Below are 8,115 nucleotides of genomic sequence, written 5' to 3'. Positions count from 1 at the left end.
CCCCAGAACACCAGCGTGAGGACCATGTCGGCGACGACGACGGAGATCAGGCTGGCCCGGATCGCTCGCCCGGAGGCGCGCCCGACGCCCTCGGGTCCGCCCGCGGCGTAATAGCCCTCGTAGCAGTGGATCGCGACGATCAGCAGCACGAAGACGACAGCCTTGACCACCGACAGGATCACGTCCGACGGCCGGATGAACGCGTCGAAGTAGTGATGATAGGTGCCCGACGACTGGTGATGCACCACGTTGACCACCAGCGAGCAGAACAGGTAGCTCAGCACCAACGACATCAGATAGAGCGGCACGATGGTGACGAGGCCGGCGACGACCCGCGGCGTCACGACGTACGGAATTGATTGAATGCCTTGCACTTCGAGGGCATCGATCTCCTCGGCGATCCGCATGGCACCTATTTCGGCGGTCATCCGGGTGCCGGCCTGGGCCCCGAATCCGATCGCCGCGATCATCGGGGCCATCTCACGGGTGTTGGCGTAGGCCGAGATGAAGCCGGTCAGCGGACCCATGCCGACCATGTCCAAGGCGGCGTACCCCTCGATGCCGACGGACGCCCCGATCGCAGCGCCCATGAACACCAGCACGCCGATCGTTCCGCCGCCGACGATGAATGATCCGTTGCCCCAGATCATGTCGACCAATATCGCGCCGGTGTGGCGCCGGTAGCGGGTGACGGTCCGCGGGATCGCGCCGAGCACCAGAAGCGCAAAGCCGGCCTGATGTCCGAGGCGTTCGAACATCGACAAGCCCCGCAGCGGTAGCCGGATCACACCGGCCAATCCTGGTGGCCGGTACCGGGAAGGCTGCGCCACGGATCCTGTCATCAGCCCACCTTCGTCGGCATGAAGATGGTGACGAACTCGGTGATCACCAGGTTGAGCAGGAACACCGCCACGACACCGACCACGACCGCCGCGTTGACGGCGTCGGCCACACCGCGCGGCCCGCCGTTGGCCTCCAGACCGCGCTGGCAGGAAACGAGGGTGACGACCACGCCGAAAAGCCATGTCTTGCACAGCGCGACGACGAGATCGGCGACGGTGGCGAAGGATCCGAACGAGGCGATGTAGCTACCGGGGGTACCGGACTGGAAAGCGACGTTGATGACGTAACCGGCGGACAACCCCATGAAGACGACGAAGACGCACAACAGCGGGGCCACCAACAGCATCGCCGCCAGCCGCGGCGTGACGAGCCGCTGCACCGGATCGATACCCATCACGCGCAGCGCGTCGACCTCGTCACGAATGCTGCGCGCCCCCAGGTCGGTGGTCACCGCCGCGCCCGCCGCGCCACCGAGCAGCAGCGCGCACACGATCGGCGCGGCTTGCCGGATGACCCCGAGCCCGCCCGCGGCGCCGGAGATCGACGTGGCGCCGACCTGCTGAATGAGGCTGCCGACCTGCACGGCGACGATGACACCGAACGGAACGGAGATCAGCAGCGCCGGTATCGCGGTGACACTGACGATGAACGAAGCCTGGTGCATGGTGTCCCGCCACGGGTGGCGTAACCGGAGCAGGTCGGCGATCAGATGAAGGCTGGCCTGCGCGGCCAGTTCGAAGAACCGTCCGAGGGTCTGTACCGAGCCGTCGATCTTGCCCAGCGCCCGTCGTCCCCGGCCGTCGTTCGACCGGTACGCGGCAGGCGCGGCCGGCGGCACGGCCGCGGGCACGTCGACGTCTGCTTCGATTACCGGATTCAACGCGGATCCCCGATCATATGGGCGCTTGTTGGTGAGTTCGCACAGTACAACACCGCGCATTAATCAGGCGAGTCCGAATCGTTATTTTTTTCTGTTATTCCGGCACGCTGTAAATTTGGTTTACACGGCGCCTATTCGCCTCATTGTTGGCGACGTCGAGTCAACTTTGAATTTATCGGATTATTTCTCCCAAATCCCGCTCAGGAGGTTTAGGCTGCGCTACACATTCACCGCTCCCCGCTCGGAAAGGTTTGCCGTCATGGTGGAAACAGCCGCGACACTGGCGAGGCCACTGGCCTCGCTGCGCAGCGAGTACGACGTGTTGATTCTCGGTTCCGGGTACGGCGGCGCCATCACCGCCGCGCGACTCGGGGTGGCGAATGCCCGCGGCGGCGGCAAGCTCGATATCGCGGTGCTGGAGCGGGGAGCCGAGCATCCGACCGGATCCTTCCCGGAGACGGAAAAGGCCGCCGCCGCCGAGCTGCGGTCTCCGCTGCGGCCGCTGGGTCTCATCGAACTCGAGCGTTTCCGCACCATCGACGTCATCCACGCCAACGGCCTCGGCGGCACCTCGCTGATCAACTTCAACGTGGCGATCGTGCCGGATCGGGAAGTGTTCCTGGCGTCCTGGCCGCGTGAGTTCCGGCAGTTGGCGGAACAGGCCCGCGACGGGGTCGGCGGGCTCGGCGAGTACTACGCGCGGGCCAAGCGGATGCTGGGCGCGGTCCCCTACGCCGAGAACGTGCCGCTGCGGCGGGTCGAAGCGTTCACGCAGATCGCCAAGAACGCGGGGGCCCAGCTGCAACTGCTGGATATCACCGTCAGCACCGAGGACCGGATCACCCGCTACGGCGTGCAGCGGCGCCGATGCCCCAACCACGGCGGCGACGGAACCGGCGACAACACCGGCTCGAAGAACACGCTGATGACCAATTACCTGCCGATGGCCGCGCACTTCGGGGTCGAGATGTTCGCCGGTATCGAAGCGCAGCGCATCGAACCGACCGGCGACGGCCGGTGGCGCGTGCTGGCCCGGCATACCGGCGGCAAGGGCGCCGAGATCGCGGTGACCGCGCGCCGGGTGGTGGTGGCGGCGGGGACGTTGGGCAGCAACGGCATCCTGTTGCGGTCCGGTCAGGCCGGACTCGGCCTGTCGGCTCGACTGGGCAAGAACTTCAGCGGCAACGGCGACAACTTCGGCATCGCCTACAACACCGACATGCAAACCGACACCCAGACCTGGGCGACCAGCGACGGGCCGCCCCGCTCCCTGCTGGCCTGCGGTCCCAGCATCACCGCGTCGATGCGCTTCGGGGCAGACCAGTCCGACCTGCGCAAACGCTTCACCGTGCAGGATCTGTCGCTGCCGCGCGCGCTGGTCGACAGCTTCCGCTTCGGGTTGATGGGACTGGCCGCGACCAGCTACCGCGACTACCGCAAGGACAAACTCGACCGGTGGCGGCGCGACATCGCGTTCAACACCGACGGCGCGATGAACCACTCCCTGGGGTTTCTGATCATGGTGCACGACAACTCCGACGGCGAGCTGGTGCTGCGCAAGAACGGCACTGTCAAGGTCGACTGGCCCGGCGCACCCACCGAACGCGTCTACCGGGACGTGGACGCGGTGATGCGGCCGGCGGTCGAAGCGATCGGTGGCACGTACATCAAGAACCCGCGCTGGGACAAGCGCTTCCTGGGCAAACACCTGATCACCGCACATCCCATGGGCGGGTGCGTCACCGCGGACAACGTCGATGCCGGGGTCATCGACCACGCCGGGCGGATCTTCCGGCCGGACGGCGGCACCCACGACGGGCTCTACGTCTGCGACGCCTCGGTGATCCCGCGTGCGATCGGCGTCAACCCGTTCCTGACCATTTCGATGTTCGCCGAGCGGACCGCCGAGCTGCTGCGCGAGGAACTTGACCTGCCCGGCTACGACCCGGCCGTCGAGGGCGACGACCGGGCCTGACCGGCGGTTCTAGGCGCGCAACGCGAAGAACCCGATCATCTCGTAGTGCTCCCGGGGCAACCGGAACAGGATCTTGCCCAGGTAGGTGCCCGGTACCACCTCGACCAGCTCGTCGCGGATACTGCGGATGATGACGTACGGGTTCTCCTTGACCTCGGAGTAGTCGATCACCATGACCTGCACGTCCGGGTCCAGCTTGCCGGCCTCGTTGTAGGTCTTGAAGTCGAACGCCAGGTTGCCCTCGGCCGCGTCCTTCATCTTGTACAGCGGCCACAGCAGCTTGGAGGGCAGCTTCGCGTTGGACGTCAGGCGGTTGTCGCCGGTATGGGCCGCCAAGTCGAAGCGCTTTCCCTGCCACGGCATCCACAGCCGGGTGACGAACCGGACGGCCGCGTCGACGATCTGGTTGGTGGTCGTCGTGACCAGGATGCCGTCCGTCGGCCCATCCAGGCTCACCGGCGCGGTGCCCCGGCGGAAGATCGCGTCCAGTTGCGCCTCGGCGGCTGCACTGTCGGATTTCGCCAGCTCTTTCAGCTCGACGATCCATTGCCAGGCTTCCTCCGCCGCCTGCCGTTCCCGAAGTTCGGAGACGCGGGTTTCGGCTGCTTCGATTGACATTTCATACCCTTTTCTGTGAGGCGGAGCGCAATGGCCCAGATGCTAATGCCGGCACAGCCCAAATGGGAATAGAAATTTCGAAATTGCAGCGGGTCGCTTTTCGGCCTTGAAAGTCAAATTGCTTTACACCGAATCGGTGTTTCGACTTTGCGTGTCGAATTCGTTTACAGCCAGGTGTCCTGGGTGGTGGTGGTGAGAAACGCCTCCAGGTCGTCGCGCCACTGAGCCGGGGTGTTCTTGTCCGGTTCGATGCCGGTGTATTCGCCGCGATAGAACAGCAGCGGCCGCGGCTTGATCTTGGGCAAGTCGGACAGCGAGTCGACCGCACCGAACACCACGAAGTGGTCGCCACCCTCGTGCACCGATGCCACCGTGCAGTCGATGTAGGCCAGTGAGCCTTCGATGATCGGCGAACCGAGTTGGGAAGGCCGCCAATCGATCCCGGCGAACTTGTCGGGTTCCTTGGACCCGAACCGCGCCGAGACGTGCTGCTGTTTCTCGGTGAGCACGTTGACGCAGAACCGCCCGCTCGCCTCGATCGCCTGCCAGGACCGCGACACCTTGGTCGGGCAGAACAGCACCAGCGGTGGGTCCAACGACAAGGCCGCGAACGACTGACACGCGAAACCGATCGGCACGTCGTCGTGCACCGTGGTGATGATGGTGATCCCGGTGCAGAATTGACCGAGCACGCTGCGGAACGTGCGCGGATCGAGAGGCGGGGCAGCCACGGTCAGCTCTTGAAGCCGACCGAGAAGTCGTGGCCCCACAGACTGACCGCCGTGCTTTCCCGGGCGATCCAGTCGTCGTCGGCGACTTGCCTTCCTTCACAACCGAATTCGACGTCGAAGCCACCCGGCGTCTTCATGTAGAAGGACAGCATCAGATCGTTGACGTGCCGGCCCAGCGTCGCCGACATCGGCACCTTCTTGCGCAGCGCACGGTCCAGGCACAGACCCACGTCGTCGGCGTTCTCCACCTCGACCATCAGGTGCACGATGCCACTGGGGGTCTGCCCGGGCATGAAGGCCAGACTGTGGTGACGAGGGTTGCAGCCCAAGAACCTCAACCAGGCCGGCGCTCCGTCGGCGGGTCGGCCCACGAGTTGTGGGGGCAGCCGCATGGAATCGCGCAACGTGAAGCCCAGGACGTCCCGGTAGAAGTGCAACGTTTCCGCGTCGTCACGGGTCGTCAGCACCACGTGTCCCAGCCCCTGCTCACCGGTGACGAATTTGTGTCCGTAGGGGCTGACCACCCGGCGATGCTCCAGTGCGACGCCGTGGAAGACCTCCAGGCAGTTGCCCGACGGGTCGGAGAACCGGATCATCTCGTCGACGCGACGGTCGGCCAGCTCGGCGGCGGTCGCCTCCTTGTACGGCGTGCCCTCGACTTCGAGCCGATTCCGGATCTCTTGCAGCCCTTCGGCATTCGCACACTCCCAGCCGGCCTCCGAGAGCCGGTCGTGCTCGCCGGGGACGACGACCAGCCGGGCCGGGAAGTCGTCCATGCGCAGATACAGGGCACCCTCGACGGTGCCCTTACCCTCGACCATGCCCAGGACCTTGAGCCCGTACTCGCGCCAGGCGGCCATGTCGGTGGCCTCGATGCGCAGATAACCCAGGGAACGGATGCTCATCTCGCACCTCCTACGAAATCGATGGTCAGCTTGTTGAACTCGTCGAACTTCTCCACCTGGGCCCAGTGCCCGCATTGCCCGAACACGTGCAGCTGGGCTCTGGGGATGGTCTTGAGCGCCACGAGCGCACCGTCGAGCGGGTTGACCCGATCCTCGCGGCCCCAGATCAGCAGCACCGGCTGACGCAGCTTGTACACCTCGCGCCACATCATGCCGAGCTCGAAGTCGGCTCCGGAGAACGACATTCCCATCGCGCGGGTCGCCGTGAGCGACTCCGGCGTGCTGGCCAACTCGAACCGCTGGTCGATCAGTTCGGGGGTGATCAGCTTCTGGTCGTAGACCATGACCCGCAGGAACGCTTCCAGGTTGTCCCGGGTCGGCTCCATCGAGAACTTCCCCAGGCGTTTGACACCCTCGGTCGGGTCCGGGGCGAACAGATTGACGCTCAGCCCGCCGGGGCCCATCAACACCAGCCGCCCGGCCAGGTCCGGGTAGTCCAGCGCGAACCGCACCGCGGTGCCGCCGCCCAGTGAATTGCCTACCAGCGGAGCGCGTTTGAGCCCGAGCTGGTCGAAAAGCCCCTTGAGCGCCCGGGCCGCATAGCGGTTGAACTGGCCGTGTTCGGCGCGCTTGTCGGAGTGCCCGTATCCGGGCTGGTCCACGGCCAGCACATGGAACCGCTCGGCCAGCACCGCGATGTTGCGCGAGAAGTTCGTCCAGCTCGACGCGCCCGGACCGCCGCCGTGCAGCAGCACCACCGTGGGGGCGTTGCCGATGCCCGCCTCGTGGTAGTGCAGTTTCAGCGGTCCGTCGACGTCGACTTCTGCAAAACGCGAGGTGGATTCGAAGGTGAGTTCCTCGGTGGCGGTCATGGCCTAGACCATGGTGTCGCCGGGCGGCAACCCGAACGCGTGGTTCCCGAAGATCTGGTAGGCCCGTTCCGGGTCGTTCGCGGCGTGCACCCGGCCCGCGTGCGCGTCACGCCAAAAGCGTTGCACCGGTTGCTCGATGCCCAACGCGGTGGCGCCGGACGCCTCGAACAGCCGGTCTATCGAGGAGATCGACCGCCCGGTGGCGCGCACCTGGTCGCGACGGGCGCGGGCACGCAGGTCGAACGGGATCTCCTGGCCGGCCGACAGCAGCGCGTACTCATCGCCGACATTGCCGATCAGTTGCCGCCAGGCAGCGTCGATGTCGCTGGCCGCCTCGGCGATGCGCACCTTGGCGAACGGGTCGTCCTTGGATTTCTCCCCGGCGAACGCCGCACGCACCCGCTTGCCCTGGTGCTCGACGTGCGCGTCGTAAGCGCCGTAGGCCATGCCGACGATCGGCGCCGAGATGGTGGTGGGATGCATTGTGCCCCAAGGCATCTTGTAAACCGGGGCGGTGTTGCGCTCATACCCGCCGGCGGTGCCGTCGTTCATCGCCTTGTACGACAGGAACCGGTGCCGGGGCACGAACACGTCCTTGACCACCACGGTGTTGCTGCCGGTGCCCTTCAGCCCGACCACGTGCCACACGTCGTCGATCTGGTACTCGCTGCGCGGGATCAGGAAGCTGCCGAAGTCGACCGGGCGCCCGTCCTTGATCACTGGGCCGCCCAGAAACGCCCAGGTGGCGTGGTCACATCCGGACGACCACTGCCATGCCCCGTTCACCAGGTAGCCGCCGTCGGCGACGACACCGGCGCCCATCGGCGCATACGACGACGAGATCCGCGTCTTGGTGTCCTCTCCCCACACCTCTTCCTGGGCCTGCTGGTCGAACAGCGCCAGGTGCCAGTTGTGCACCCCCAGGATGGAGCTGACCCAGCCGGTGGAACCGCAGGCGCTGGCGATGCGGCGCACGGCCTCGTAGAACAGGGTGGGGTCGCATTGCAGGCCGCCCCACTGCTCGGGCTGCAGCAGGGTGAAGAAGCCAACCTCGTCGAGTTCCTGCACCGTTTCGTCCGGCAGCCGGCGCAGATCCTCGGTTGCCTGAGCGCGCTCACGGATCCGCGGCAGCAGATCGTCGATGGCAGCTAACACCTGCTGCGCATCACGCTGTTGAATGGTGGTCACTTAGGTTTGCCTCCTGTGGGAGTGCGGGCTGAGTCGAGAACCGATGCGGCTGACTTAGGGAAAGACTAGAACACGTTCCGATTTGTGTCGAGCAGGGTATTCC

The 8,115-nt window shown here is 65.8% G+C and carries 8 protein-coding genes; 1 reads left to right on the top strand and 7 read right to left on the bottom strand.

Translation table 11 applies throughout. From position 1 onward, the window contains the following. Together AC5Y4D_RS25460 and AC5Y4D_RS25455 are read right to left on the bottom strand one after the other, a co-directional pair. Window positions 1–842, bottom strand: an 842-nt coding sequence (locus AC5Y4D_RS25460; protein ID WP_500038542.1) for an MlaE family ABC transporter permease, incomplete at its 3' end; no start/stop codon positions are given. Next, the gene (locus AC5Y4D_RS25455; protein ID WP_500038544.1) at window positions 842–1,624 is read right to left on the bottom strand and encodes an MlaE family ABC transporter permease; all 783 of its coding nucleotides are present in this window, start codon (window positions 1,622–1,624) and stop codon (window positions 842–844) included. The genes AC5Y4D_RS25455 and AC5Y4D_RS25460, both read right to left, overlap by 1 nt. Window positions 1,625–1,982: 358 nt before the next feature. Here AC5Y4D_RS25455 and AC5Y4D_RS25450 point away from each other — a divergent pair, with 358 nt between their 5' ends. After that, the gene (locus tag AC5Y4D_RS25450; RefSeq protein WP_500038541.1) at window positions 1,983–3,698 is read left to right on the top strand and encodes a GMC family oxidoreductase N-terminal domain-containing protein; all 1,716 of its coding nucleotides are present in this window, start codon (window positions 1,983–1,985) and stop codon (window positions 3,696–3,698) included. 9 nt (window positions 3,699–3,707) lie between these two features. Here AC5Y4D_RS25450 and AC5Y4D_RS25445 read toward each other — a convergent pair whose 3' ends face one another. The 5 genes from AC5Y4D_RS25445 to hsaA all read right to left on the bottom strand — a co-directional run bounded on the left by AC5Y4D_RS25445 (window position 3,708) and on the right by hsaA (window position 8,012). After that, window positions 3,708–4,316, bottom strand: coding sequence for a hypothetical protein (locus AC5Y4D_RS25445; RefSeq protein WP_500038540.1), 609 nt, complete (start codon window positions 4,314–4,316; stop codon window positions 3,708–3,710). 164 nt (window positions 4,317–4,480) lie between these two features. Continuing rightward, complete coding sequence (gene hsaB / locus AC5Y4D_RS25440; protein ID WP_499943233.1) at window positions 4,481–5,047, bottom strand: 3-hydroxy-9,10-secoandrosta-1,3,5(10)-triene-9,17-dione monooxygenase reductase subunit; 567 nt, start codon at window positions 5,045–5,047, stop codon at window positions 4,481–4,483. 2 nt (window positions 5,048–5,049) lie between these two features. After that, complete coding sequence (hsaC, locus tag AC5Y4D_RS25435; RefSeq protein WP_499943234.1) at window positions 5,050–5,952, bottom strand: iron-dependent extradiol dioxygenase HsaC; 903 nt, start codon at window positions 5,950–5,952, stop codon at window positions 5,050–5,052. Continuing rightward, the gene (gene hsaD / locus AC5Y4D_RS25430; protein WP_499943235.1) at window positions 5,949–6,824 is read right to left on the bottom strand and encodes a 4,5:9,10-diseco-3-hydroxy-5,9,17-trioxoandrosta-1(10),2-diene-4-oate hydrolase; all 876 of its coding nucleotides are present in this window, start codon (window positions 6,822–6,824) and stop codon (window positions 5,949–5,951) included. The genes hsaC and hsaD overlap by 4 nt, the downstream gene beginning before the upstream one ends. A gap of 3 nt (window positions 6,825–6,827) precedes the next feature. Next, a complete protein-coding gene (gene hsaA, locus AC5Y4D_RS25425) occupies window positions 6,828–8,012 on the bottom strand; it encodes a 3-hydroxy-9,10-secoandrosta-1,3,5(10)-triene-9,17-dione monooxygenase oxygenase subunit (protein ID WP_499943236.1) in 1,185 nt (394 codons plus the stop codon). Window positions 8,013–8,115: the final 103 nt, after the last annotated feature.

The organism is Mycobacterium sp. NGS67, assembly GCF_059812185.1.
This window is presented reverse-complemented; position numbering and strand designations above follow the sequence as displayed.

What these genes read in the sequence shown, in the direction of transcription:
- hsaD (WP_499943235.1), bottom strand. Translation starts at nt 6,824, where the DNA reads ATGACCGCCACCGAGGAACTCACCTTCGAATCCACCTCGCGTTTTGCA.
- AC5Y4D_RS25445 (WP_500038540.1), bottom strand. Translation starts at nt 4,316, where the DNA reads ATGTCAATCGAAGCAGCCGAAACCCGCGTCTCCGAACTTCGGGAACGG.
- AC5Y4D_RS25450 (WP_500038541.1), top strand. Translation starts at nt 1,983, where the DNA reads ATGGTGGAAACAGCCGCGACACTGGCGAGGCCACTGGCCTCGCTGCGC.
- hsaC (WP_499943234.1), bottom strand. Translation starts at nt 5,952, where the DNA reads ATGAGCATCCGTTCCCTGGGTTATCTGCGCATCGAGGCCACCGACATG.